General features: G+C 69.2%; 25 protein-coding genes and 1 pseudogene. 9 read left to right on the top strand and 17 right to left on the bottom strand.

The window, feature by feature from the left end; all coding sequences use genetic code 11:
- The first annotated feature begins 126 nt into the window (after positions 1-126).
- From LE548_RS24075 to LE548_RS45540, 4 genes and pseudogenes are all read left to right on the top strand, one after another.
- Positions 127-1,506: an IS1380 family transposase gene (locus LE548_RS24075; RefSeq protein ID WP_225099018.1), complete on the top strand. Its 1,380-nt coding sequence runs from the start codon at positions 127-129 to the stop codon at positions 1,504-1,506.
- Positions 1,507-1,772: 266 nt separating this feature from the next.
- A pseudogene (locus LE548_RS46585) lies at positions 1,773-2,225 on the top strand (G1 family glutamic endopeptidase); the annotation flags it as partial.
- On the top strand, positions 2,210-2,512 hold the full coding sequence (locus LE548_RS46580; RefSeq protein ID WP_374116164.1) for a G1 family glutamic endopeptidase: 303 nt from the start codon (positions 2,210-2,212) through the stop codon (positions 2,510-2,512). The pseudogene LE548_RS46585 and the gene LE548_RS46580, both read left to right, overlap by 16 nt.
- Entirely contained in the window at positions 2,418-2,744 is a 327-nt protein-coding gene (locus tag LE548_RS45540) for a G1 family glutamic endopeptidase (RefSeq protein WP_263636461.1), read from the top strand. The genes LE548_RS46580 and LE548_RS45540 overlap by 95 nt, the downstream gene beginning before the upstream one ends.
- A 15-nt stretch (positions 2,745-2,759) precedes the next feature.
- On the opposite strand, the gene LE548_RS45535 is transcribed toward LE548_RS45540, so the two are convergent.
- Positions 2,760-2,888: a hypothetical protein gene (locus LE548_RS45535; protein ID WP_263636460.1), complete on the bottom strand. Its 129-nt coding sequence runs from the start codon at positions 2,886-2,888 to the stop codon at positions 2,760-2,762.
- Positions 2,889-2,893: 5 nt separating this feature from the next.
- Between LE548_RS45535 and LE548_RS24065 the strand changes: the two genes are divergently transcribed.
- On the top strand, positions 2,894-3,481 hold the full coding sequence (locus LE548_RS24065) for a DinB family protein (protein WP_225099017.1): 588 nt from the start codon (positions 2,894-2,896) through the stop codon (positions 3,479-3,481).
- Positions 3,482-3,581: 100 nt separating this feature from the next.
- Here the strand turns inward: LE548_RS24065 and LE548_RS24060 are convergent, their stop codons facing one another.
- Entirely contained in the window at positions 3,582-4,508 is a 927-nt protein-coding gene (locus LE548_RS24060) for an MFS transporter (RefSeq protein WP_308030497.1), read from the bottom strand.
- A gap of 47 nt (positions 4,509-4,555) precedes the next feature.
- On the bottom strand, positions 4,556-4,738 hold the full coding sequence (locus tag LE548_RS46095; protein ID WP_308030495.1) for a hypothetical protein: 183 nt from the start codon (positions 4,736-4,738) through the stop codon (positions 4,556-4,558).
- Positions 4,739-4,814: 76 nt separating this feature from the next.
- On the opposite strand from LE548_RS46095, the gene LE548_RS24055 reads away from it, so the two are divergent.
- A complete protein-coding gene (locus tag LE548_RS24055) occupies positions 4,815-5,177 on the top strand; it encodes a MerR family transcriptional regulator (RefSeq protein WP_225099016.1) in 363 nt (120 codons plus the stop codon).
- A gap of 72 nt (positions 5,178-5,249) precedes the next feature.
- Entirely contained in the window at positions 5,250-6,050 is an 801-nt protein-coding gene (locus LE548_RS24050; RefSeq protein ID WP_225099015.1) for an alpha/beta fold hydrolase, read from the top strand.
- Between the two features lie 103 nt (positions 6,051-6,153).
- On the opposite strand, the gene LE548_RS24045 is transcribed toward LE548_RS24050, so the two are convergent.
- The 3 genes from LE548_RS24045 to LE548_RS24035 all read right to left on the bottom strand — a co-directional run bounded on the left by LE548_RS24045 (position 6,154) and on the right by LE548_RS24035 (position 11,705).
- A complete protein-coding gene (locus LE548_RS24045) occupies positions 6,154-10,521 on the bottom strand; it encodes a caspase family protein (protein WP_225099014.1) in 4,368 nt (1,455 codons plus the stop codon).
- Between the two features lie 119 nt (positions 10,522-10,640).
- The gene (locus LE548_RS24040; RefSeq protein ID WP_225099013.1) at positions 10,641-11,030 is read right to left on the bottom strand and encodes a hypothetical protein; all 390 of its coding nucleotides are present in this window, start codon (positions 11,028-11,030) and stop codon (positions 10,641-10,643) included.
- 282 nt (positions 11,031-11,312) lie between these two features.
- Complete coding sequence (locus LE548_RS24035) at positions 11,313-11,705, bottom strand: hypothetical protein (RefSeq protein WP_225099012.1); 393 nt, start codon at positions 11,703-11,705, stop codon at positions 11,313-11,315.
- Between the two features lie 185 nt (positions 11,706-11,890).
- Here LE548_RS24035 and LE548_RS24030 point away from each other — a divergent pair, with 185 nt between their 5' ends.
- The gene (locus LE548_RS24030) at positions 11,891-12,553 is read left to right on the top strand and encodes a hypothetical protein (protein WP_225099011.1); all 663 of its coding nucleotides are present in this window, start codon (positions 11,891-11,893) and stop codon (positions 12,551-12,553) included.
- Positions 12,554-13,076: 523 nt separating this feature from the next.
- Here the strand turns inward: LE548_RS24030 and LE548_RS24025 are convergent.
- From LE548_RS24025 to LE548_RS24015, 3 genes are all read right to left on the bottom strand, one after another.
- Positions 13,077-13,409, bottom strand: coding sequence for a hypothetical protein (locus tag LE548_RS24025; RefSeq protein WP_225099010.1), 333 nt, complete (start codon positions 13,407-13,409; stop codon positions 13,077-13,079).
- Between the two features lie 101 nt (positions 13,410-13,510).
- Positions 13,511-14,515, bottom strand: coding sequence for a hypothetical protein (locus tag LE548_RS24020; RefSeq protein ID WP_225099009.1), 1,005 nt, complete (start codon positions 14,513-14,515; stop codon positions 13,511-13,513).
- Positions 14,516-14,594: 79 nt separating this feature from the next.
- Positions 14,595-14,819 carry an MbtH family protein gene (locus tag LE548_RS24015; RefSeq protein ID WP_225099008.1) on the bottom strand — a complete coding sequence of 75 codons (225 nt, stop codon included), beginning with the start codon at positions 14,817-14,819 and terminating at the stop codon, positions 14,595-14,597.
- Between the two features lie 145 nt (positions 14,820-14,964).
- Between LE548_RS24015 and LE548_RS24010 the strand changes: the two genes are divergently transcribed.
- On the top strand, positions 14,965-15,957 hold the full coding sequence (locus tag LE548_RS24010) for an ornithine cyclodeaminase (RefSeq protein WP_225099007.1): 993 nt from the start codon (positions 14,965-14,967) through the stop codon (positions 15,955-15,957).
- Between the two features lie 534 nt (positions 15,958-16,491).
- Here LE548_RS24010 and LE548_RS24005 read toward each other — a convergent pair.
- The 8 genes from LE548_RS24005 to LE548_RS23970 all read right to left on the bottom strand — a co-directional run bounded on the left by LE548_RS24005 (position 16,492) and on the right by LE548_RS23970 (position 25,129).
- Positions 16,492-17,133, bottom strand: coding sequence for a superoxide dismutase (locus LE548_RS24005; protein ID WP_225099006.1), 642 nt, complete (start codon positions 17,131-17,133; stop codon positions 16,492-16,494).
- Between the two features lie 78 nt (positions 17,134-17,211).
- A complete protein-coding gene (locus LE548_RS24000; RefSeq protein WP_225099005.1) occupies positions 17,212-18,171 on the bottom strand; it encodes an L-tyrosine/L-tryptophan isonitrile synthase family protein in 960 nt (319 codons plus the stop codon).
- Positions 18,172-18,321: 150 nt separating this feature from the next.
- On the bottom strand, positions 18,322-19,584 hold the full coding sequence (locus tag LE548_RS23995; protein ID WP_225099004.1) for a cytochrome P450: 1,263 nt from the start codon (positions 19,582-19,584) through the stop codon (positions 18,322-18,324).
- Positions 19,585-19,595: 11 nt separating this feature from the next.
- Entirely contained in the window at positions 19,596-21,422 is a 1,827-nt protein-coding gene (gene asnB / locus LE548_RS23990) for an asparagine synthase (glutamine-hydrolyzing) (protein ID WP_225099003.1), read from the bottom strand.
- A 16-nt stretch (positions 21,423-21,438) separates the two neighbouring features.
- Positions 21,439-22,890 carry an MFS transporter gene (locus LE548_RS23985; protein WP_225099002.1) on the bottom strand — a complete coding sequence of 484 codons (1,452 nt, stop codon included), beginning with the start codon at positions 22,888-22,890 and terminating at the stop codon, positions 21,439-21,441.
- 131 nt (positions 22,891-23,021) lie between these two features.
- A complete protein-coding gene (locus tag LE548_RS23980) occupies positions 23,022-23,186 on the bottom strand; it encodes a hypothetical protein (protein ID WP_225099001.1) in 165 nt (54 codons plus the stop codon).
- A gap of 54 nt (positions 23,187-23,240) precedes the next feature.
- On the bottom strand, positions 23,241-24,059 hold the full coding sequence (locus LE548_RS23975) for an ABC transporter ATP-binding protein (protein WP_225099000.1): 819 nt from the start codon (positions 24,057-24,059) through the stop codon (positions 23,241-23,243).
- A complete protein-coding gene (locus LE548_RS23970) occupies positions 24,056-25,129 on the bottom strand; it encodes an iron ABC transporter permease (RefSeq protein ID WP_225098999.1) in 1,074 nt (357 codons plus the stop codon). Before LE548_RS23970 ends, LE548_RS23975 begins: the two co-directional genes overlap by 4 nt.
- Position 25,130 lies beyond the last annotated feature (1 nt).

Below are 25,130 nucleotides of genomic sequence, written 5' to 3'. Positions count from 1 at the left end.
CTAGCCTCGCGCTTTCGCGAGTGGGGTTGTCCGGGTCTTGATCAAATAAGCGGAGAGTACCGCTGACCTGCAACGATGGGACTTGTCGATGGTCCTGTCAGCTGCAAGGAAAGAAGCACTCTCCAGGTGAAGAAGCGTAGCGGGTTGTATCCGCGTGTCCGTGTCGAGGGCGGCGGCCGCGGGGTGGTCTCGCAGGCCGGGTCGGTGCTGCTGGTCGAGACGGTCCGCAAGTCCGGCCTGGAGACCGCGATATCGGCGGCTCTGTCGCGGTGGCGCAAGCCGCGGGCGGTGCACGACCCGGGCAAGATCCTGCTGGATGTGGCCCTGGCCGTCGCACTTGGCGGAGACTGCCTCGCGGACGTGGGCATGCTGCGGGCCGAGCCGGGCGTGTTCGGCCTGGTGGCCTCCGATCCGACCGTCTCCCGTCTCCTCGACACTCTCGCCGCGTCCGGCCCCAAGGCCCTCGCGGCGATCCGGGGCGCACGCTCCGAAGTACGCGGGCGTGTCTGGGACTTGGCGGGTGCGAGCAGTCCGGCCGCCGACGGCCAGGTGATCGTGGACATCGACGGCGTACTGGTGCTCGCTCACTCCGAGAAGCAGGACGCCACCGCGACCTGGAAGAAAACCTATGGGCACCATCCCCTCGTCGCGTTCGTCGACCACGGCCAGGCAGGGTCCGGGGAACCGGTGGCCGCCCTGCTGCGTCCCGGCAACGCAGGCAGCAACACCGCCGCCGACCACATCGAAACCGCCCGACTCGCCCTGACCCAACTGCCCGAACACCTGCGGCGGGGACGGCAGACACTGATCCGGACCGACTCCGGCGGCGGCACCCACGCCTTCCTCGACTGGCTCTCCCGCCGGGGCCGGTGGCTGTCGTATTCCGTCGGAATGACCATCACCGACGCCCTCCACCAGGCCGTGCTGAAGATCCCGAAGAAGGCGTGGACGCCGGCCTACGACGCCGGTGGCACCGAGCGGCCCGGCGCCTGGGTCGCGGAGATCACCGACATCCCCGACCTGAGCACCTGGCCCAAGGGCATGCGGCTGATCGCCAGGAAGGAACGCCCGCACCCCGGCGCCCAGTTGCGCTTCACCGACCTCGACGGGCTGCGGCTGACCTGCTTCGCGACCAACACCAAGGGCGGCCAGCTCGCCGACCTCGAACTGCGCCACCGCAGACGGGCCCGCTGCGAGGACCGCATCCGAAACGCCCGCGACACCGGCCTGCGCAACCTGCCCCTGCACGACACCGCCCAGAACCAGATCTGGCTGGAGATCGTCTCCCTCGCACTCGACCTCCTCGCCTGGATGCCGATGCTCGCCCTGACCGGCGACACCCGCCGCTGGGAACCCAAAAAGCTCCGCCTGCGCCTGTTCTCCGCCGCCGCCCAGCTCGTGAACACCGGACGCCGCCACTGGCTCCGCTTCACCGCCCGATGGCCCTGGACCGACGTCATCACTCACGCGATCGACAGGCTCCACACCCTCCCGAACCCCGGCTGACCAGCGACTCCGACCGTCCCGACAAGCCCGCACCACCGCACCGGCGACGTGGAACCCGGCGCCCACCCGACGCGAGAGCCGGGCCCTCAGCCTGCCCCACCCCCGAAGAGACACCCACCCCACAGACACAACGTCCCCGTCAGCAAGCTGACGGGGACTCATGCAAGATCGAGGCTAGGNCCCGAAGAGACACCCACCCCACAGACACAACGTCCCCGTCAGCAAGCTGACGGGGACTCATGCAAGATCGAGGCTAGGAGCGCGATATGCCGATCCATCATCTTTCCAGCGGCTTGAGGGTGCGAACCTTCCCGCCACCACCTCAGGAATTCGATCCGATCAAGGCGGACGACGAACTGTTGATCCGGTACGGATTGCCTCCCCGACCGACCGAGGAATCGCTTCAGCATCTCTGGGAATTGGCGTTCCGAGATCCGATCCACTACATTGAACCGTCTTTCACTGAGGTGCCCGACATACAGCACGGGCCGCTTCAAATCACTGCCCTCACATCGCACGGCTGGTCCGGAACTGTGGTGTTCCGCACATCAGGCGTGATGAACTACGTGCACGGTCGATGGACGGTCCCCGATGCGCAACCACCCGCCCCCCTCGGCGACTACTATTCATCCCACTGGGTAGGCATCGACGGTTGGGGCACTCCCCCAAGCGGTTCCTCCGATGTCTTGCAGACCGGCACCGAATGCAGTGCAGTGCGCACGAGCAACAGCATAGACAGGATCACTATCTCTGGTGGCAATGGTTCACGGACCCCGAGTACAAGATCGATAACTTTCCTGTCTCACCGGGCGACCAGATCACCGCCCTGATCTGTGTCACATCCCAGCTCGGCGCAAGAATGTATATCTCCAAATCCGGCGGACCTACGACGTCATTTGACGTTAAGTCAGATGGAGCGCCACATCATCCGGTACTGGGGGGGCACTTGCGCCGAGTGGATCGTCGAACGCCCTATCCGACAGGGGATGTATTCGTGCCTGGCTAATTACGGCACAGTTTCGTTCGATACGGCCATCGCCGGAATGGGTGACCGATTCGACTGCATCCACGCCCAAAACAAGCAAACCATCGGGCCGGACCACGCTCCCAGATTCGTGGTCGATATGATCAACAACGACGACAGAGTCATCTCTGAAACCGTCGAATCGGCGCCAATCGTCACATGCGTCTGGCGGGACAACATCGAGTTGGGTCGCTGCATCACTCCATACCCCTAAGACTCAGAGGTTGTCTCACGTGGCAGGTTTCGCCAGCTTCTCGTAGCAGGTCAGGGCGGCGGCCATGGCCAGGCCTCGGCTCTGCCAGTCGTTGCGGACGACGTACGGGATCTTGAGACCACGAGCAGCCCATGGCAGGCTCATGCCGCATGATCGATGAATTCGCGAAAGACAACCTGCACGGGAGACTGCGGCGGGACCGCAAGTCGCTGCTCTGGAAACTCGACGGCTTGTCCGAATACGACGCTCGCCGGCCTTTGACAGCGACCGGGACCAACCTCCTCGGCCTGGTCAAACACGTGGCCACCATCGAGGCCAGGTACTTCGGCGAGGTCTTCGACCGCCCTTCCCCGGAACCGCTGCCCCGATGGCAGGACTACAACGGCAGCGATCTGTGGGCGACCGAGGACGAGACCCGCGATCAGATCATCGGGTTCTACCGGCGCACGTGGGAACACTCGGACGCGACGATCAACGAGCTTCCCCTCGACGCCCCCGGCCACGTGCCGTGGTGGCCGGAGCCTTATCCCAACACGAACCTGTTCGCCGTCATGGTCCATGTCCTCGGCGAGTCCAACCGGCATGCCGGGCACGCCGATATCCTGCGGGAGGGCCTCGACGGCCGGACCGGGGTGCGCCCCGAACACGAGAAGCAGATCGACGAGGAAGCCCGTGCAGCCTACTGCGCGAAGATCGAGCAGGCCGCCAGGTCGGCCGCACCAATCAAGGCTTACTGATCGTTTCAGAATGCCGTCCGGTATCGCCGGCGGCAGATGATGCCGTTGCACTCGTGGCGTCGGCAACCTGCCCGCCCTTGCGGTCGTCATGCGAACGAGGTCATCGGCGGGTCGGGAAGCCGTGGTGGCGGGCAGTGGCCGTGACGGTCAGGGCGAGGGCCAGCAGCGCCAGGGCCGACCAGGGCAGCGAGTCCGGGCTGGTGTGGTCGAGGAGGAGGCCGCCGGCAAATGCGGCGGCGGCGATGCCGAGGTTCCAGCAGGTGACCAGGAGGGACTGGGCAAGATCGGCGGCGGTGCCCGCGGCGTCGGCGACGGCGGTCTGCAGCAGGGTGGCGGCGCCGCCGAAGCCGAAGCCCCAGACCGTGGCGGCGCCGTAGACGGGCCAGGGCACCGAGGTGAGCAGGGCGGTGGCGAGGACGGTGCTGGCAAATGCGAGGAGCCCGCAGGCGGCGAGGGTCAGGGTGCGCAGGTGCCGGTCGATCAGCGCCCCGGTGGCGAGGATGCTGACCAGCGAGGACAGGCCGAGGATCAGCAGCACGGTGTCGGTCCGCCCTTCGAGGTCCAGGGGTTCGAGCAGCGCGGCGACGTAGGTGTAAAGCAGGTTGTGGGCGAGGACGAAGGCCGCGGTGACGCCCAGGACGGCTGCCACGCCGGGACTCCGCAGCACCCTCCGCAGTGGCGGCCGGTCGTGCTCGTCGCGGCCGGGAACGGCCGGGACGCTGACGGCGATCCAGCCGACCAGGGCCAGCGCGATCATGCTCATCAGCCCGAAGGCGACCCGCCACCCGGCAGCACCGGCGAGCAGGGTGCCGGCCGGCACCCCCACCGAGAGGGCGACGGTCGAGCCGCTCATCGCCACCGCCATCGCCCGTCCACGCTGCTCCGGCACCACGATGCTGCGGGCGTACCCGGCCAGGAGAGCCCAGAGCAGCCCGGCGACCAGGCCCGCCGCGAAGCGCGCGGCCATGGTGAGCGGGTAGTTGCCGGAGACGGCGGTCACCGCGTTGGCCGCCGCGAAGCCGCTCACAGCCAGGAGCAGCAGCCGCTTGCGCGGCCAGCCGGCCGTGGCGGCGGTCAGCGGGATGTGACGCCGAGGTCCGTGCTCATTGCAGGCAGGACACCTGCCGGCAGGGCCTCCGTCATCAAGGTGACGAACCCGGCGGTGTTCAGGGCCAGCAGCGCCGGCCAGGGCAGTCGGGGCGAGCTCGGGGGCGGCGCCATCGGACAGGTGGGGGAACGGAGTTCGTTCGTCGACATGGGCCGATCGTCTATCGTTGACACGGATGTCAAGGTCCAGCCCGGGGCGGCCCGGCCAGGACGTGAGGGCGGTCACATGCGAATCGGCGAACTGGCTCGGCTGACGGAGAGCACTCCGCGCCTGCTGCGCTACTACGAGAAGCAGGGCCTGATCACCCCCCGCCGCGAGGCGAACGGCTACCGGGACTACGACGACTACCTGGTGGACCGGGTGCTGCAGATCCGGGGGCTGCTGGACGCGGGGCTGCCGACCCGGATCATCAAGCAGATCCTGCCCTGTCTGGACACCCCGCGGACGATCCACTTCGCCGACGCCACCCCGGAGATGCTCGACACCCTGGAGACCGAGACGGAGCGGATGACCCGCCGGATCGAGTGCCTGACCCGCAACCGGGACGCCATCATCGAGTACCTCTCGGTGGTCAGAGCGCTCGCCTGACCTCCCGGCCGGGGACGGCTCGAAACTGCCCGCTTGACCCTGACACGAGTGTCAAGGTCGGAGGCTGTGGCCATGACCAACTCCGCCATCCGGCACACCGCATTCGGCGACGGCACTCCGCTCGTTCTGATCCACGGCTACACCGTCGACCACCACGTCCTGCTCCCGCTCGAACCCGCCTTCACCGACCGCCCCGGCTGGCGGCGCCTCTACCTCGACCTCCCCGGCCACGGCGCCAGCCCCCGGCTGCCGGGCCCGACCTCGGCGACCGCCCTGGCCGAAGCCGTCTTCGAATGGATCGACGCCGAGCTTGGCGACCGGCCGTTCGCGGTGGTCGGGCAGTCCTTCGGCGGCCAACTGGCCCGGGCGGTGACGGCACGCTACGGGAAGCAGGTGCTCGGCTCGGCGCTGCTGGTGCCGGTGGTGCGCTGGGGCGGCGACCGGACCTTGCCCGGGGAAACGGTACTGGAACGCGACGAGGAACTGCTCGACCGCCTCCCGGCCGCCGACCGCGAGCTCTTCGGCCACGTCATGGCCCGCCTGGACAAGCCCAGGTGGGAGCTCTTCGAGCGATACGTGCTGCCCGGCCGGCGGGCCCACGACGAGGCGGCCGCCGCCGAGCTGGAGACCGACTTCCTGCTGCCGCACTGGCCGGAGCACCAGGCCCCCGCGCACCACGGGCGCCATCTGCTGGTCACCACCCGGCAGGACGCCCTGGTGGGCTGGCGCGACCAGCTGGCCCTGCTCGACCACTACCCCCGGATGGCGGCAACGGTTCTTGATGCCGCCGGGCACAACCCTCAGGTGGAGTGCGCCGAGACCGTACGGGGCCTGGTTGGGCACTGGCTCGACGGGCTCGCGCGCCCTTACTGATCGTTTCGGCATGCGATGGGGCAAGTCCGGCAGAGGGAGCCAATGCCTGCGGGGCGGTCATGTCGGCGGCAACCCCAGTGGCGCGACGAGGGACTGGGAACCGTCAGCAGGTGCGCTGGTACTTCAGGCTGGGAACGTAGCGGGCCCATTGCTCGGCGCTCAACCCCTGAGCGGCCCGGGTGCAGGCGAGGCTGAGGGCGTGCGTGCGCGCATCGTTGAGTTCCGTGAGGCTGTTCAGGTTGACGGTGCCGTCTGCGGAGGCGGTCAGCAGTGTTTTGTTGTCGGCGCTGATTGCCACGGACGTGACCGCGTCGGTGTGGTGGCTGGCGACCGCGCCGAGGTCGTAGGGGTGGACTGGGTCTGTGACGTCCCAGAGGATCGCTGTCTGGTCGGCGCTGCCGGAGACCAGGGTGTGGCCGTCAGGGCCGAAGGCCAGTCCGAGGACCCAGCTGTTGTGTTTGACGAGTGGCGGGCCGAGGTGCTGTGCCTTGGCCGGGTTGGTGATGTCCCAGAGGATGATGCTGGAGTCCAGGCTGCCGGTTGCCAGTGTGTGACCGTCGGGACTGAAGGCCACGGAGGAGACCCAGTTGGTGTGGCCGGCGAGTGGGTCGCCCAGTTGGTGCGGCTGGGCCAAGTTGTCGATGTTCCATAGTCGAGCCGTACCATCCCAGCTCCCGGTGGCCAGGGTTCGCCCGTCGGAACTGAATGCGACCGCGTCCACACCTGCGCGGTGGCCCATGAGCGGCTGGCCGATCTGCTGGGGACGGGACGGGTCTGATGTGTCCCAGAGCGTGATCGCGGGATCCCCTCCGCCGGTGGCGAGGGTATGCCCCACGGGGCTGAAGGCCAGCCCGTCGACGCCGCCGTTGTTGGCGGTGAACTGTGTGATCTTCCGGAGCTGGTGCAGGTCGCTGGTGTCCCAGAGGATCACGGTGCGGTCCAGGCTGCCACTGGCCAGGATGCGTCCGTCGGGACTGAACGCCATCCCGAGCACCCTGTTTGCATGCCCCGCGGTCTTGGGCGAGGTCTCTACGGGATGCTTCGGATCGGTCACGTCCCACAGTGCCACCTTGCCGTCCACTCCGCCGGTGGCCACCGCACGGCCGTCTGAGCGGAGCGCCATGGCTTGCACGCCCCCGGCGTTGCCTGTAAGGCGGGCGGTGAGAGGAATGCTCCCATTGTCGGCCTTGCCCTCCCACAAGATCACCGAATTATCTGCGCTGCCGGTGGCGAGCAGGTCGGCCTTCGGGGAGAACGCCACTGCGCTGGTCCAGTTGGATGCACCGGTGATCGTACTGCCGGTCATGCGGGGAGCGGTTGGATCCGACGTGTCCCACACGGTCGTGTAGTGGTCGGCCAGTGCAACGTCGATCTGGTGGGGGAACACTTTCAGTGCCTTCACCGGGGCACCCCCGGGAGAGAATTGGCTCACCCATCTGGGGTGGCTCGGATCACTGGCGTTCCAGAGGTCGGCATTTCCGTCCCCGCCGCCGGTGACGAGCGTGCGACCGTCGGGGGTGAAGCTGAGGGCGGTCACCCCTCCTGAGTGGCTGATCGGGCTCTTCAATCGCCGGGGGTGAGCGCGATCGGCTACGTCCCACAGGACCGTGGTGCCGTTGGTGTTGCCGGTTACGAGCACGTGCCCATCGGGCCTGAACGCCATGGACGAGACGTCTGCGTACGGGGCTGTCAGGAGCTGTCCGAGGGAGTGAGCGTGTCCGGGGTCGCTGATGTCCCATAGCCAGACTTTGCCGTCCGCGGCACCTGCCGCCAGAGTGCGTCCGTCCGGTGCGAAGCGCATCGTGTGGACGTCGGCCGGGCCAGTCAACGGCTCGCCGAGCCGGCGCGGTTTTCCGGGGGAACTGACGTCCCACATCTGTACGGTGTTCCCAGCTCGGTCGGTACCACCGGCCGCAAGGATACGCCCATCGGGGCTGAATGCCACTGTGAACACCCCGTAGCTGGGGCCCGGCAGTGGCTGCCCGAGCATTTGGGCGTGTTGGGGGGCGCTGGTGTCCCACAAGATGACGGTGCCGTCCTGGCTTGCGGTGGCCAGTGTCCGTCCGCTGGGCGCGAACGCTGCCCCGACAACCGCGGCGGTGTGTTGTTTCGACAAGGTGCTGGCATAGGGCGTGAACAGGCTGCTGAGGAGGTTCGCGGTTGTCGCGGGACTGTGATCCAGTCGGTCGGCTGCGATTCCGAGCTGTAGAGCCAGCTGCGGATCGTTGCCTCGGGCGGAGTCCGCGTCGCGTACCAATGCCTCTGCGACCGCGGAACGTTGTTGTCGCTGTGCGTCTCTGCGGCCCTTCACGGCGAAGCCGGTCGCTATCAGTGAAGCCACCAGTAAAAGGATCAGCGTGACGGCAGTTCCCGTCCGCAAGCGGCGGCGTCGCCGGTCGGCTAGTTCGCTGGCGGTGAAGAACTCGACTGCCAGCTCGCCGAGTCGGCTGTCACGACCACCGGTGCCAGCGAACTGATCGCGCACCAGTTCCAGTTGGCTTCCGCGATAGAGACCACTCGGGTCACGTCCGGCTCTCGCCCAGGACTCGGCTGCGTCCAGGAGCCTCTGCTGGACCAGCAGGTCGGCACGGCTGGTGTCGATCCAGCCGCGCAGTCGGTCCCAGGCGCGGAGCAGCGCCTCGTGGGCGATCTGGGCGCTGTCGCCGTCAAGGGTGATCAGGCGCGCGCCGGCGAGCGCGTCCCGGGCGGCAGCGATGGCGGTGGCCTCGTCCGGCGGGCGTTGGGCCAGCAGGTCGGTGAGATTGAGCCGTCTACGTGTGTCCTCGGTGCTCTCACTGATCCGGACCATGCGGAGCAGCATCAGCTCGGCGGCTCGCCGGGCATCCGGGGTCAGGCTGTCGTAGGTGAGATCGGCCTGCTGGGTGATCGCTTCCCAGATCCCGCCAGTTGCGCCGTACCCAGCGAGGGTCAGGGTGCGGCCCTCGCGGCGGCCCCAGGTCAGCCAGAGCGCGTAGGCCAGCAGCGGGAGGGTGCCGCCGGCGAACTCGCGGTCGGCACGCAGGTCGCGCAGCAGTGTGTCGGTCAGACCGGCTTCCAGCTCCAGCCCGGCCACTTCAGCGGGTTTCTCGATCGCCTGGCGAAGCTGTTCCGGCGTCATGGGCTGGATGGGGAACTGGCGGTGCTTGAGCACACTGACCAACTCCGGGTACGCAAGACAGGAGGCGTAGAAATCCGCTCGGATTCCGAGCACGACCAGGGCCGGTGCGCTGACGGCAGTTCCGCCGCCGGCTGCGGCTGAGCAGATCGCAATGATGAAGCTCCTCCGCTCGCCCTCGTCCTGGCAGACGGTGAACACTTCCTCGAACTGGTCCACCACGAGCAGTAGCCGGCCGCCCGGCACCTCCTGACCGCCGTTCTGCCGGTGCAACGCGCGACGAATCAGGTCAGCCGAGCAGGTCGGGTCTGCACGCAGTTCGGCGGTCAACTCGGCTTTCGAGTATCCGGTCGGGTCGGCCAGTTGGCCCGCCAAGCTGTCGAGCGGATGTTCGCCGGGGGTAAGGATGAACTGTGGCCAGGTGCCGGCCCCAGGCAGAGGGAGTTCGCCGCGCTTGACGGCGGGCAGCAGACCCGCGCGCAGCAGCGAGGACTTCCCGGCGCCAGAAAGCCCCACCAGCGCGACCGGACCATCGTCCTGCGACCAATCGGTCAGCCTCGCGAGCAACTCGGCGGTGACCTCGGCTCGGCCGAAGAAGAACCTGACGTCGTCGGCGGTGAACGGATCGAGGCCCGGATACGGACAGACCTGTTCGGCGAGTGGCTCCGGCGGTGCATGGGCTGCTGGCGGCGTGTGCAGAGGTGCGGCAACTGGGTTGGCAGCCAGCACCAGGTCACCGGCCCGGCCACTGAGGTGTCGCTCTGGTGCGGGAAGGTGCCGAAGCGGCAGGACACGGCGCAGATGCCGGTAGGCGCCCTCAAGGGTGAGTCCTGGTGGGCCGCCCGGATCACCCTCGCGCAGGAAGCGCAGCAGCTCACCGGTGAACGCCGTGTACGGCTCTTCCGGCATCGCCAGCGCCTGCTCGTCCCGCGAGGCAGAAGCCAGCACGTAGCTGCCGCTGAGCGAGGCCAGCGCGAACGCATCAGTAGCGGCAGTACCGAAGGAGCCGTGTGCACGCCCGGCGAAGCAACAGTCCAGCACCACGATGATGGAGCGCGCCCGGCAGTTGCTGAAGGCATCGCGCACTGCCTGATACGGCAGCGCCTTGAACGCCAGCCCCTCGGCCAGGTCGTCCGTCGCTGCCGTAGCCAAGTACAGCTCGTTGCCCGGGCTCACCAATCCGTGGCCAACGTAGTAGAGCAGCAAGACGTCCTCGGCCTGTTTGGCGGCCGCGACGACGGCGTTACCGAACTCGATCGGATCTCTCGGATCGAGCAGCGGCGGGAGAAGGCTCTCTGGCCGCAGCCCACAGTTGTCGACCAGGGTTCGAGCAAGTTCCTCGATGGTCCCTGACACCGCGGGAACATCCGGTAGTTGAGAACCAGGCAGGTGACGTCCTGTGCCGATGAGCAGCGCACGAGTCCCGGGCGCGCCAAGCCCTGTCGTCAAGGACGCACCGGGCAGGTCAGCCTGCGTCACCGATTTTCCCGATCGCGGACGGGGTCGAGGGAACGGGACAGTTCAGCGGTGATCCGCTGTACCTCCATCGCGTCCAGGCCTCTGACATTGGTGGCGCTGAATTCGGTCGATGTCCCGTCTGGCTGCACCAACTTGACTGAGACGTTGCCAGTACGCCGACGCAGCCAGGAAATCAGTACGCTCGCGGCAGCCGTCGCCACGCCCCCGGGGCCGAGCACGACGGTCAGTGCTGCCACGACGGAGCCCAGTGCACCCGGCTCCGGCGGGGGCAACTCCAGCCGCACCCGGCCGCGCAGTTCCTCCTCGGCGACCAGCCAGTCACGCAGCGAACGAAGCTCGTCGGCAGACCGATCGCCGACGACCTCGACCACTAACCGCTCGTCCACTCAGGCCTCCCGTCAATCCCGCCCATAGCCTTGGCCATCATGGCAGAGGGGCTGACAGTCAGAGGGGCGATCGGCGTGACTCGGCACAGACCCCGCACCATCGAACCTCGGTATGGATACGACAACTCCACGCGATCGAGGAGATGGGGCCTGGATGGTGTGGAAGCCATCTTCGAACTCCGCGCGCTCGTCGACAATGCGACGCCGATTCGTACCGGGCGCTTCGCCTCGAAAGTAAGCACCAACGCCTCTATCCGTGGCCTGACCAGCACCACGGCCGGCTCACCGTCTGATCGGGAACTTCCTTCGAGAGGAACTGCACCCAACGGCGTCTTTCTTCAGGCCCGCCTCATCGGGCGCGCGCCATGTCGGCGTGGAACCAGCGGCACAGCAGGGAGTGGCTCTGGCCGGGGTGAGGAACACGGCGACGACGCGGGCTAAGGGAACGCACCGAGCGGGGAACGGGTCCTCGGTGGAGGGTTCCAGCCTTCCGACCGGATCGACAGTGTAGAGATCGCCGTACCAGTAGCGGGAGGCGTAGAACCGCGCGTAGTCGCGGTCGCTGGTGATGTAGACCAGGTCGGGGCGGCCGGTGCGAGGGGCGATGGCCTCGCCGCCCACCGTGACACTCCGGCCCTTCGCGCGGGCCTCGCAGGCCTTGCAGCCGTCGATCACGTGCGAGTGCTGGGGATGATGATGACGTTCTTTGAAAAAACCGCACCCTTTGCTCGGGGGTGGGGCAGACCTGCTCGCTGAGATTCCCCACCCACCTGTCGACGTCACGCACACCCCCCTCATGCGGTCCTGACCGGTGCGGCACAATCGCGGTCAACTGGGCAGGCAACGGTGGGGGTGGGAACGTGGGGCGTTTTGGCTGGCGAAGCCGACGCAGGAGCATACCGAACGAGCCGGCGCTGCTGGCTGCGGCTGCTGAGAATCCGGGTGGCAGCGTCGCCGAGATCGACCCGACGCATATTGACGACCCGAACGGCTACGTACCTGCCGAGGCGATCCGCGGCGCGTGGTTGGTGGACAGCAGTGGGAAACTGACAGGTGAGTGCCAGGAGAATCCCCGTCACGGGGTGCCGCAGGACGACTTCGGCAAGCTCACTGATCCTGATCACTGGCTTGGCTGGCTCGGCGATGATCCCGCGACCGCCGTCCGGCAGGGCATCGAAGAGTCCTTGCGCGCCCAGGTGGCGGACGCCGTGGTCGAGTGGGTCAAGATCCTTGAAACGCCCCGGTTTCTCACGGGTGGGCGTCGACATTCTGAAGTCGAACAGGTCATGTTGGTCACCCGCGCGGCACTCGCCGCGCCGTTTGCGTTGTCCGTGCGCACAACGCAGCACGGGCGTTCCATCCTCCTGGGGGTGTTCTCCTGGGCGGCGGTGAACCTCTCACAGCCCGAAGTCCGCAAAGATCGGTACTGGTTCGACCTGGGCGTCGGACTGGACTGGGTCGGTGAACGGCTTCAAGAGCGGATCTACGAGATTGACGGTGAGTACGACACCGCCGAGCGGTAGAGCGGCAATGCCACGCCGTACCGGCGGTCAGAGCGGATACATGACGCCGTAGGCGCCCTTGACGGGAAGGAGGCGTCCAAACCTCAGCTGGCGGACGGATCCACCCCCTCCGTTCACTATGCAACCAAGTTGGGTGCGGTTCGCTTCGAGTGAAGCTGGGGTTGTGCAGCACACGGCATTGCGAGCTGCAGGGTGCTGGTCTTTCGGAACAACAAGGGGGCTTGGAACGAAGGGGGCTGGTGCCCGGTGTGGCCGGTTGTCGACGAGGCCGACCGGGCACGGTGGGACTGCACCCCGTTCGTGAGCGTGGGACCCTGCGTTTCGGTATGAGCCACGAGCAGGCGGCCGTGGCTATGGAAGCCCAGGGGTTCACATCCACCGTGCTCCAGACCGAGCCGAGGCACGGCGCCCTGACGCGGCGGGCCGACTTCCGGGCGGCCGCCGCGCCGAGATGGTCGACCGCCGTCACGGTCTACTACCGGGACTTTAAGGTCTTGGCTTGCGTGGCCGTCGACGCCTTGTTTCAGCTCGGCGCGGTCGCCCGCGCCCTGCCGTCGGCCAGCCTCCCCTGGACGTACAGGGCGGGCTGCAGGCCGTCAGGGCCCTGCGCGGTCGTGTAGGTGTGGATGAACGCGCCGATGCCGTCCGGGGCCGCACCGGACCGTGCGATCGCCGTCCGGGCCGCGTCCACTGCGAGGGCCGCAGCGTCGCGGTTCCTGGCCACGGAGATCGACACGTAGTCGTGCGCCTCGTGGAAGGCCGGATCGTAGCGACCGTCCGCCACCGCGGATTCCACCGGTTCCCTGGCTCCCAGCGCCATGGCACACGAGTTGACGTACAGGTCGTCCCAGCGCACAGGCGATCTCCAGTCCTGCGAAGGTCATGGGCGGGGAAGTGCGTCGACTGTATGGATCGCCGCTTCGGGTGGTCAACGCGTGCACCGGGGTGCGGGGGTTGTCACACGGGGCGGCAGACTCGGGCGCGGCTCTCGGCGTCGCCCCAGATCGAGCGCGGGTCGACATGCTGTCGTACCAGTCCGGTCAGGGCGGGGTCCGCCGTACCGAGGAGCTCGTCCGAGGCGAGTTTGCGGGCCACCCCGGCCAGGTAGTCGGCCACCTGCACGCGCGGGTCGGCACCGGAGGTGACGAGCCGTATCGCGCTGAGCCGTCCGCCCAGGCCGGACACGGTGTGAAACTCCGCGATCCGCGCCATCCGGGCCTCGGTCAGGGTCACATGGCGGTCGTGGACGATGGAGACCGGCGCACCGTCGGCGCTCCAGTGCTCGATGGCGCGCAGGATCGCCGGCGACAGCGGATCAAGGGCCAGCGGCAGCAGGGGGTCCGGTCGGCGGCGGGTCCGCAGGAAGGCGTCGAGGCCCGCTCGATGCCGGTCGAACACCCCGAGCAGACCGTCGACCGCGGCAAGCGGCTCGATCCGCCGTAGCTCCTCGGCCAGTTCGACGAGGTCGGAGGTCGAGACGGCGTCACCGGCCGCTCCGAACCGCATGAGGTCGTTGAGCACGGTGAGGAACCGCGTCCACAGCCCTGGCCGCACGGTTGCCCGGCTCGCCCGGTACAGCGCGGACGCAACGCCCTGCGCTCCGAGGCCGGCCACGTCCGCATCGTCGGCGAACGGAGGCGTATCCAGGAGCCGGCGGGCCAAAGCGAGCAGCAGCAGCCATCTCTTGTCGACCAGGTAGGCGTTGGCCCGGCCGCCGACGGGTCCGGCCGGGCCGAGGAACCACTCCAGCGCGTGGCGGTTCTTCTCGCGCAGCAGGTGGCCCGACTTGTACTCCACCGCCGGAGAGCGGATGAGGGCGCGCAGTTCACGCACGCAGTCCGCGGCCTCCGCGGCGGTCAGCCGGACGCTGGCGTGACAGAACACGTCGGTGTTTCCGCCGACCAGCTTCTCGCCCTCGGATCCGGACTCGTCGCAGGCCACTTCGATGGGCAGCACACTCATCCGAGCATGATCCCGTGAACCGCCTGACGGGTCGAGACCATGATCCGGCCTCGACTGACGGGACGTCAGCCGACTGCCGTCAGGCGGAGGCGCCTTCCGCTTCTGCCGCCTCGATCAGCAGACGCACGCTCCTGGTCCGCATGTCCGTCCACACCTCTTCGATGTAGCTGAGGCACTCCTCGCGCGAACGAGCCTCCCCGACCGTGTACCAGCCGTTCGGAACCTCCCGCCCGTCGGGCCAGATCGAGTACTGCTCCTCATCGTTGACCACCACCAGGTAGGGCGCATTCTCGTCGTCGAACATGACGGTCCTCCAAGGGAATCAGGCCATCCGGCGTGAACCTGAGGACGCGTCTCCCGCAGGGTCAAGCAGCTGTGGAGCACGGGCATCTGTGCAACCGCCCGCGCCGGACGGTTGCACACCTCTGCGGTATCTCACCAGGGCGGAGGTGATCCGGGCGGCGGGCACCCTGGACCCCGTCGAGGAGGTCCGCGCCGCGCTGATGTTGCACGCGACCGAGGCCACCACCCTGCCCGAAGAGGCATATCTGCCCTGGACCACGGAGCCGGGTGCGTTCGCCCGAAGCCTCGCGCTGCCCGGGGCCGTCTGGGGGGACCGTGCCGCGATCGGGCTGAAGGTCATCAACAGCAGTCTGTCCAACCCGGACCGCGGGCTGCCCCGGGCGCAGGGCCTCACCATGCTGTTCGACCAGGAGACCGCACGTCCGACCGCGCTCATGGAGGCGGGGTATCTCAGCGCGCTGCGCACCAGCGCCTACACCATGCTCTCCATCCAGGCGCTGGGCCGCAAGGAGCCGCAGAAGGTGACGATCATCGGCTGCGGAACGCTCGGCGAGAGCCACGCCCGGCTCATCGCCCCCGGTCTGCCGGAGGCCTGGTTCGTGCTCTACGACGAGGTGCCCGCACGCCTCCGGGCCATGCTCGGCACGCTCGACGGGGCCGGGATCCGCTGCCGCCCCGCCGACTCCGCGAAGCAGGCCGTCGCCGAGGCGGACGTGGTGGTCACCGCCACCACGACGACCGACTCGTACCTGCCGTTCGACTGGCTTTCCCCCGGTGCCCTGATCGCGCACGTGTCGCTGGACGGCGTTGAGCCGGATGTCGTCCGGCACGCCGGCCTGGTCGTCGTCGACGACTGGCCGCTGGTACGGAACGACGACCGGCGCCTGCTCGGGCGGATGTACCGTGCGGGCACCTTGCTCAGCCCGGACGGCGAAGGGTTCGGCACACCGCAGGACACCGCCCGCCGAGTCGACGGCACGCCGGCCGACGTTCTCGCCGGGCGCCGGCCGGGCCGCACCGACGAGGACCAGATCATCCTGAGCAACCCGTTCGGCATGGGCATTCTCGACGTGGCGCTGGCCGCGCGCATCGCCGCGATCGCCCGACAGGACGGCCTGGGCGTCACATTGCCCGCCTGAGCTCTGTCAGCCGCCGGTCACGACCGTCTGTCTCTTCCTTCTCTCAGGGGGTTTCTTGTGCCGCTGATCCTGGTCGACTACTCGGCTGATCTCCTACCGGGTCCTCCACCGCACGGGCTGCTGATCACGCCGCGGCGAAGACCCCAAGCAGGCCACAAAGACCGCAAGGCGAACCTGCCGGCAACCACGCCTTGTCGGCCGTGCGGGCGGCAGCCGGCACCCGGGGCCGGCAGCGCACCGACTCCACCTGCCTGCTCGCCTCTGCTCGCCTGCGTACGCGAGCTGACCCGTCTGGAGCTCGCACGGGAGGCGCTCCGCGCCGCGCAGAGGTCCGCCCTGCGGCACGGTGAAGTGGACATGGCCGCGACGCCTGCGCCTGGCACCCGCCGACCTCGTACGGCTGCACACGAGGGCTGCGCCGGCAGCAGGAAGGCTCCCGCGAGCACGTCCTCGCAGGAGCCTTCCGTTGTGCCGCCTGCCTGTGAAGGGTGAGAAGACGATCACGAGGCAGGACGCTTCAGGTGCACCACCGGGTCACGGCGCGAGCAGGAGACTGTCGCCGCGCTCCTTGGCTGCGGCGTAGCGCTTGGCGACGTCCTGCCAGTTGACGACCTGCCACATGGCCTCGATGAAGTCCACCTTCTGGTTGCGGTACTGCAGGTAGAAGGCGTGCTCCCAGGCGTCGAAGACCAGGATCGGGGTGGAGCCCTGACCGACGTTGCCCTGGTGGTCGTAGACCTGCTCCACGATCAGCCGGCCGCTGAGCGGCTCGTACGCCAGGACACCCCAGCCGGAGCCCTGGGTGGTGGCGGACGCCTTGGACAGCTGGGCCTTGAAGTTGGCGAACGAGCCGAAGGACTCGGCGATGGCGTGCGCCAGCTCGCCCACGCCGTCCTTCTCCAGCGGCTCACCGCCGCCGTCGCCGGTCATGTTGTGCCAGTAGATCGAGTGCAGGATGTGGCCCGACAGGTGGAAGGCCAGGTTCTTCTCCAGACCGTTGACGGAGCCCCATGACTCCTTGTCGCGGGCCTCGGCGAGCTGCTCCAGCGCGTCGTTGGCGCCCTTCACGTATGCCGCGTGGTGTTTGTCGTGGTGAAGCTCGATGATCTCGGGGCTGATCACCGGGGCGAGCGCCGAGTAGTCGTACGGAAGCTCCGGGAGCGTGTACACCGGCATGTCCAACGTCCTCCGAGATAATTGCGACCAATGTGCAACTACATACTAGAGGCAGAAATCTGTCTTGCCGGTGCACCCTCACCGAACCCGAGACAGACACGCCGTCCCGTTCTGGTCGAAGTGACTGGCCCTGCCGTCCTGGTGTACCAGTCGTCCCTGCTGGGCAGCCCTTGCCCTGGGGATGAGGGTCCAGCTGCCGTCGGCGCGGCGCAGGGCGGCGGAGTGCCAGGGAGTGGTCCAGGCATCCGGCGCGTCGAGAAGGCGGAGGCCGAATTTCGGGGCGCTGATGGGTTGCGGGTGGATGGAGAGGCGTACGGCACGGGGGTGTTGTTCAGCGATCAGGGCGCCCCAGGCGCGGCTGCGTTGGACAACGCCGTAGGCGCGTTGGCGGCACGCGCGTTGGAGGGCGGAGCGGGTGCCGGTCCAGTCGGCGGTGTCCTCGACGAGGAAGCGGGTGATGCCTCGGTAGAGGGCGAGGGTCTGGTCGTCGGCGCGGGTCTCGGCGCGTAGAGCCTCCAGGGTGGGGGCGTAGCGCTCGTGGATGTGGGTGCGTTTCGTGTCGTGCGGGAGGTCGCCGAGCACGTCGCGGAGATCGAAGACGGACAGTCTGTGCAGGCCCATCCGGCCTATCTGTATGCGTAGGTCGTCGGCGTAGGCGTCGATGTGGTCGTCGGAGACACCGATGAGGTCGCCGAAGACGTGGCCGTCCGAGCAGATGATCACGCGGGCGCCGGGCGGGTAGATCCGCTCGACCTCGGTGCACAGGGTGTTCAGGAAGGTCAGAGAGAGGCGTTCGCCCTGGTCGGGGAGGTGCCCGAGGACCTTGGCCGGGTTGGGGGATTTGCAGGGGAAGCCGGGCAGGGTGAAGACGACAGGCGAGCCGTCGCGTACGAAGGCGGAGATGCGCCGCAGTTGATGCGGGAACGCCTCGGCTGTCGCGGGGGTCCGGTCGCTGGTGCGGTGATGAGGCAGGAGGAGGTTCAGGATCGCGATGCCGATGCGGGTGGCGAGGGTGTCCGTCGCGGTCGTCAGGGGCATGTCGTTCCTCCTGGAGTACGAGGGCGTGCGCGGGCACGTCGACATGGCGCCGTGGCGGGCCGAGAAGCCAGGCGCCTGGGGTCGGTCGGCGTGGGTCAGCCGGAGCCGGGTCGGCTGATGTGGCCTGACCCGGTCAGCGCTGCTTCGGTGTCAGAGGCGGTGGTCGTAGCCGACGGGGAGGTGGTTGGTGCCTCGGCCGAGGACGGCCGGGATCCACTCGATGTCCTCGTCTCCGATGGCCAGATGGAGGCCGGGCAGTCGAGTGAGCAGGGTGCCCAGGGCGATCTGGAGTTCGGCGCGGGCGAGGGCGGCTCCGGGGCAGAAGTGGATACCGTGACCGAAGGCGAGGTGGGGGTTGGGCGAGCGGTCGAAGTCGAGCGTGTTCGGGTCGGGGAAGCGGCGCGAGTCCCGGTTGGCCGCGCAGAGGGAGACGATCACGGAGTCGCCGGCCGGGACCTCGGTGCCGTGCAGGTCGCTGTCCTTGTCGAAGAAGCGCCAGGTGGTGAGCTCGAAGGCGCTGTCGTAGCGGAGGAGTTCCTCGACGGCGCGGGGCAGCAGGTCCGGGTCGTCGCGTAGGCGGGCGAGCTGGTCCGGGTTGCGGAACAGGGCGATCAGGGCGGTGGTGATCTGGTTGGTGACCGGTTCCTGGCCCGCGACGAGGAGCTGGAAGATCATCGAGTCCAGCTCTTCCTGCGACAGTTCGCGGCGGTCGCGGGCCACGACGAGGCGGCTCAGCAGGTCGTCGTCCCCGTGTTCTCGCTTGTGGGTGACGACCTCGGCGATGTAGCTCTGCAGGCCGTGCAGGCGGGCCTCGTAGAGCGGGCGTCCGGGGTCGGTGGGGCCGACGGGCTGGACGACCTTGCCCCAGTCGCGGTCGAAGCGGGCCGCGAGTTCCTGCGGGAGGCCGATGACTTCGGCGAGGACCTGGAAGGGGAAGTGGGCGGCGAACCCGGTGACGAGGTCTGCCGGGCCGTGCTCCGGCAGTGCGTCGACAAGGGCATCGGCCAGTTCCTGGAAGCGGGGGCGGAACTGCTCGATGCGGCGCGGGGTGAAGGCGTCCGTCACGAAGCGGCGCATCCGGGTGTGCTTGGGCGGATCCTGGTGGAGGAGGTGCACCTGGAGCTGGGAGTGCTGCGGCTCGGGCATGATCGAGGCGCGGGCGCGCCAGCGGTCGTTGCCGCGGTCGTGGTTCTTGCCGAGGCGCTCGTCGTTCAGCGCGGCGTGGGCGGCGTCGTAGCCGGTGACGAGCCAGGCTCGGACGCCGCTGGGGAAGAGGATCCGGTGGACGGGACCGGCCTGGCGCATCTGCTCGTAGAGGGGGTAGGGGTTGCTCTTGTACGGGCAGCCCATCAGCGGCACCGGGGCGGGCAAGGTGCCCGGATCTACGACTGGCTGCTGTTCCTGGAGGGTCATGGGGAGTCTCCTCAGAGGGCGACTTCGGGCCGGTAGTGGTCCAGCCAGAGGAAGAGGTCGACGACGCGTTCGAGGCGCAGGCGGTGGCCCCACTGCAGCCGGTCGGGCGGAGTGTCGAGGCAGGGCTTGATGCGGGTCTCGTCGGCGAGAGTCCGGACCTGTTCGGTGGCGAGCGCGTCTCGGGCCATCTGCTGCAGGCCGCGGTTGTAGTCGGGGTGGTGGGTGGCCGGGTAGTGGCTCTTGGGGCGATGCAGGACCGACTCCGGGGCAAGTCCCGTGCCGATGGCGCGCAGCAGGCTCTTCTCGCGGCCGTCGAAGCTCTTCAGTGCCCAAGGCGCGTTGAAGGCGTAATCGACGAGCCTGTGGTCGCAGTACGGCACCCGCACCTCCAGCCCCTGGGCCATGCTCAGGTGGTCCTTGCGGTGCAGGAGCTGGCGCAGCCAGCGGGTCAGGGACAGGTGCTGCATCTCGCGCTGCCGCTGTTCGGCGGGGGTTTCACCGTCGAGGTGCGGTACGGCGGCCAGCGCGGTGCGGTAGGTGTCGTCGCGGAACTCGGCGATGCGCAGATCCAGTTCGGGGTTGAGAGGCATGGCAGCCTCGTCCCCGGTCACCAGCAGCCAGGGGAAGGTTTCTGCGGCCAGCGCCTTCGGGTTGTGGAACCAGGGGTAGCCGCCGAAGACCTCGTCGGCCGCCTCGCCCGAGAGGGCGACGGTGGAGTGCTCGCTGATCTTCCCGAACAGCAGGTACAGCGACGTGTCCATGTCGCCGACACCGATGGGTGAGTCGCGGGCCACGACGACGGCCTTGCGGTGCTCGGGGTCGAGCAGGGCGCGTGGGTCGAGGATGACGGTGCTGTGGTCGGTGCCGATGAACGTGCCGGCCTCGGTGGCGTAGGGCGTGTCGTGGCCGGTGCGCAGGACGTCGCCGGTGAACTGTTCCGCTTGGTCGCTGTAGTCGACGGCGTAGGAGCGGACCCGGGCGTCCGGGCCTTCGCGCAGGCGGAGTTCGTCGGCGAGCAGGGCGGTCAGGACAGTGGAGTCGATACCGCCGGAGAGCAGACTGCACAGCGGGACGTCCGCTTCGAGCTGGCTGCGTGCCGCGGCACCGACCAGGGCGCGGATCTGCTCGATGGCCGCGTCCTGGTCGTCGGTGTGGTCGGTGGCCTCCAACTGCCAGTAGCGGCGTTCACGGACGCCGCCCCGGTCCAGGACGAGCACGCCGCCCGGCTCGACCTCCCTGACTCCGGACCACACGGTCGGGCCGGTGTCGAACAGCAGGCTGTACGCCTCCCGCAGCCCGTCGGCGTCCACGCGGGGCCGTATCTCGGGGTGGGCGAACAGGGCCTTGGGCTCGGAGGCGAAGGCCAGGCCACCGTCGACGGCCGCCCAGAACAGAGGCTTCACCCCGAGCCGGTCACGGACCAGCACCAGCCGCTGAGCGCGCTCGTCCCAGAGCGCGAACGCGAACATGCCCTCCAGGTGGTCGGCGATGCTTTCGCCCCACTCCTCGTAGGCGCGCAGCACCACCTCGGTGTCGCTGCGGGTGCGGAAGGCATGGCCCCGGCCACGCAGCTCGGTCCGCAGGTGGTGGTGGTTGTAGACCTCGCCGCTGTAGGTGAGCACGAGGTCCGGCTTCTCGGGCCGGTCGGTCATCGGCTGCGCGCCGCCTTCGAGGTCGATGACGGCCAGTCGGCGGTGGCCGATCGCGGCCCGCTCGCCGAGCCAGACGCCTCCGGCGTCGGGGCCGCGGGGGGTGAGGGCGGCGGTCATGGCCTCGATGACCGGGGCCTGGGTGCGGGCGTCCTGGTGGAAGGACGCCCAGCCGGTGATTCCGCACATGGGGAGGACTCCGGGGTCAGGGGTGGTGGGCGGCGGGAGCCGCGTCGGTGGACATCTCTTGCACACCTGCCGGCCTGCGTCCGTGCAGTGCGAGCAGGGGTACGGCGATACAGGCGGCGGCTGCCGCCAGGGTCAGCCCGGCGGTCACGCCGTCGTCGCCTCCGGCCAGGCCCCAGGCGGCAGTGGCCAGGGCCGGGCCGAGGGTGAAGCCGAGACTGCGGGCCAGCTGTACGGAGGAGCCCACGGTCGCCGTGCGGTCCGCCGGGGCGGCGCCCATGACGAGGGCCTGGGTGGGGCCGCCGTTCAGGCCCATGCCGAGGCCGGCCAGCGCCAGCCGCCAGGCCACGTCCACCGGCGACCAGTCGCTCCCCAGCGGAACGAGGAGGAGCAGACCGGCGGAGGTGAGGGCGGCGCCGATGACCGCCACTGGCCGAGCCCCGGTGGGGGTCCCCCCGCGCGAGCGAAGCCGAGCGTGGGGGAGGTCGGCGAGGCGACCACCGACCGGGCCGGCCAGCCCCATGCCGAGCGGGAAAGCCAGCACGGTCAGACCGGTCATGGTGGCGCTGACGCCGTCGTCGCGCTGGAGGTGCAGGGCGACGACGTAGTGCATCGCCGCGAAACCGGCCGCCAGCGCCAGCACCGCTGTATGCGCTCGGAAAAGCCGCGCCGCCCGTAGTGCGCCGACGACCGGGCGGCCGCCCGGTCCCCGCAGCCACCACCACAACGGCGGTACGGCGACAAGCGCGAGCGCCAGCCACCCAGGGCTTCCCGACGCCAGGGTCAGCGCCAGCAGCAGGGCGGCCACCCCGGAACCCACCAGCAGCGCATCCGCCGCCGCCCGTCGGTCGGGCGGGCGCAGGCCGCCGTCCCTCGGCATCGCCCGCCACGCCACGACCAGGGCGAGCAGGCAGAAAGGGATCTTGACCAGGAAGACGGCCCGCCAACCCAGGTGGTCCAGCAGCAGTCCGCCCACCGCCGGACCGGTCACCGCGCCCAACGGGCCCAGCGTCGCGGGCACACTCATGGCCCGCCCGCGCAGTTCCGGCCGTACCGAACGCAGGGCGAGAACCGGCATCAGCACGAAGAGCACGGCCCCGAACGCGCCCTGCGCGAGGCGGGCGCCGATCAGCCAGGACGCCCAGGGTGCGACAGCCGCCAGCGCGCTGCACAAACCGAAGCCCGCGGTCGCGACCGGCAGCGCGGAGCGCATCCCGACCCCGTCCAGCCACCGGCCGACAGGCAACAGCAGGGCCACCACGGGCAGTTGATAACCCAGGACCGCCCATTGGGCGGTAGCGGCGGAGACGTGCAGACCGTCGGCGATGTCCGCCAGGGCCACGTTGACGATGTTCATGTCGAGCATCGCCACGAACGACAGCAGGCCGGCCACGGCAACGAGCAGCCAGCGGTCCTCGCCGCCGACGGGTATGTGGCCGGGCTGTTCCGAACCGGGACTGTGGCCTGTCACCGTTGCCGCCCCTCACGGTCGTGGGTGGGCTGCCGGACGGCAGCCTCATCCCACAAGTCGGCAGGGATCGCACACGAGTTCCCGGGCGCGTCCAAAAATCATGGCGAGCAGGCTGAAACGGCTCGCGCCGGTCAGTCGCGGCGGCCGCCGCGTGTCGGCTTGCCCGACACGGCCGACTCCACCAGCAGGTACAGCAGCCCGCAGAGGACCAGCCCGGCGGCACAGCCGACAACCGCGCCGAACGCTCCATCGACGAAGGATCCCAGCCAGCCGTAACCGGCTACGAGAACGGCCACGGTGGCCGCGAAGGACGCGACCGTCGTCCTGCCCGAGCCCGTTCACCAGCCCGTTCATCTCCGGGTGGGCGTCTCCGGCGGCACGGCTGTCGGTGCCTCGTCCGCCGGCGTGCGGTGGTCGAAGGCGATGAGCGGGTCACCGGTCAGGGGATGGTCGACAACCGCCGCTCGTACCCCGAACACCTCCGCCATCAGCGCGGGCGTGAGGACTTCCCGCGGCGGGCCGGAGGCGACGACCGCTCCCTCGTGCAGGACGTGGAGACGGTCACAGACGGAGGCGCCGGCGTTCAGGTCATGCAGTGACACCAAGGTCGTACGGCGCTGTGCACGCAGGAGGGCGAGAAGGCCGACCTGGTGGCGGATGTCGAGGTGGTTGGTCGGTTCGTCCAGCACCAGGATATCCGGATTCTGCGCGAACGCCCTTGCCAGCAGGACACGTTGGCGCTCACCGCCGGACAGGGCCGTGAAACGGCGTCCGGCCTGTTCCGCCATGCCGACGTCGGTGAGCGCCTGCACGACGATGTCCCGGTCCGCGGCGTCCTCCCCGGCGAAGGCCCGCTTGTAGGGCGTACGGCCCATGGCGACGACCTCGCGCACGGTCAGCTCGAAGTCGCTCCCGCGCTCCTGCGGCAGGGCCGCCACGTGCCGCGCCGACTGGAGCGGGGTCAGCTCCCGCAGGTCGGTGCCCGCGAGCAGAACTCGCCCGGCGGTGGGCTTCAGGTGCCGGTAGACGGTGCGCAGCAGCGTGGACTTGCCGCTGCCGTTCGGGCCGACGAGGCCGGTGGTCTCGCCCTCGGCGGCGACGAGATGGGCGCCCGCAACCACCGTGCGGCCTGCGTAGGCGACGTGCAGGTCCTCGATGTCGATCCTCAACTGCCGCTCCCCAGGCGCCGGTCCAGCAGATACAGCAGGGCCGGAGCCCCGAGCAGAGAGGTGACGACGCCGACCGGCAGCTCCTGCGTGTCCATCGCCGTACGGCACACGATGTCGACCGCGACCAGCAGCAGAGCGCCGAACAACGCGGAGATCGGCAGGAGGCGTCGGTGGTCACCCCCCACGACCAGGCGGCAGACATGCGGCACCATCAACGCGACGAACGCGATCGCGCCGGAGACCGCCACCAGGACGCCGGTCAGCACGCTGGTGACGGTGAACAGCTCGCGGCGCAGCCGGGTGACGTCGATGCCGAGTCCGGCCGCCGTCTCGTCGCCCATCAGCAGGGCGTTCAGGCCCCGGGCGCGTGCCTGGAGCCACAGCAGCGCGGCAGGTATGGCGACGGCGGGCACCGCGAGCAGTTCCCACGTCGCGCCGCTGAGGCTGCCCATGAGCCAGAACAGGACGCTGTGGGTCTGCTGCTCGTCCCCGGCCTGCAACACCAGGTAGCTGGTGAACCCGGAGAGGAACTGGCCGATCGCGACTCCGGCCAGCACCAGGCGCAGCGGCGCGAACCCGCCACCGCGCCGGGCCACTGCCCACACCAGCGCGAACGTCGCCAGCGCGCCGGCAAAAGCCGCCCCGGACAACCCCAGGCCCAGTGCCCCGCCCGCGCCCAGGCCGAGGACGATCGCACCGACCGCGCCGAGGGAGGCGCCGTTGGAGATGCCCAGCAGGTACGGGTCGGCCAGCGGGTTGCGCACCAGCGCCTGGACGGCCGTACCGACGAGACCGAGACCGGCGCCGACGAGAGCGGCGAGCAGGGCGCGAGGGACTCGGAGTTGCCAGACGATGAGGTCGTCCGTGCCGGGGCGCGGCGCCTCGCCGGACAGCCGCCGCCACACCACGCTCCACACCTCGCCGGGCGGGATCGATGTCGAGCCCCAGGCCACGGCTGCCGTCAGCGCGGCCAGCAGTGCCACGGCCAGAACCGCCGCCAGTGGAGCGGCGGGCAGGCTGCCGCGCTCCTCCGCGGCCGCGGCTTTCCGGCGCACCAGGGTGAAGGCCACG

The organism is Streptomyces sp. CoH27 (assembly GCF_020181035.1).
Taxonomy (GTDB): Bacteria; Actinomycetota; Actinomycetes; order Streptomycetales; family Streptomycetaceae; genus Streptomyces; species Streptomyces camelliae.
This window is presented reverse-complemented; position numbering and strand designations above follow the sequence as displayed.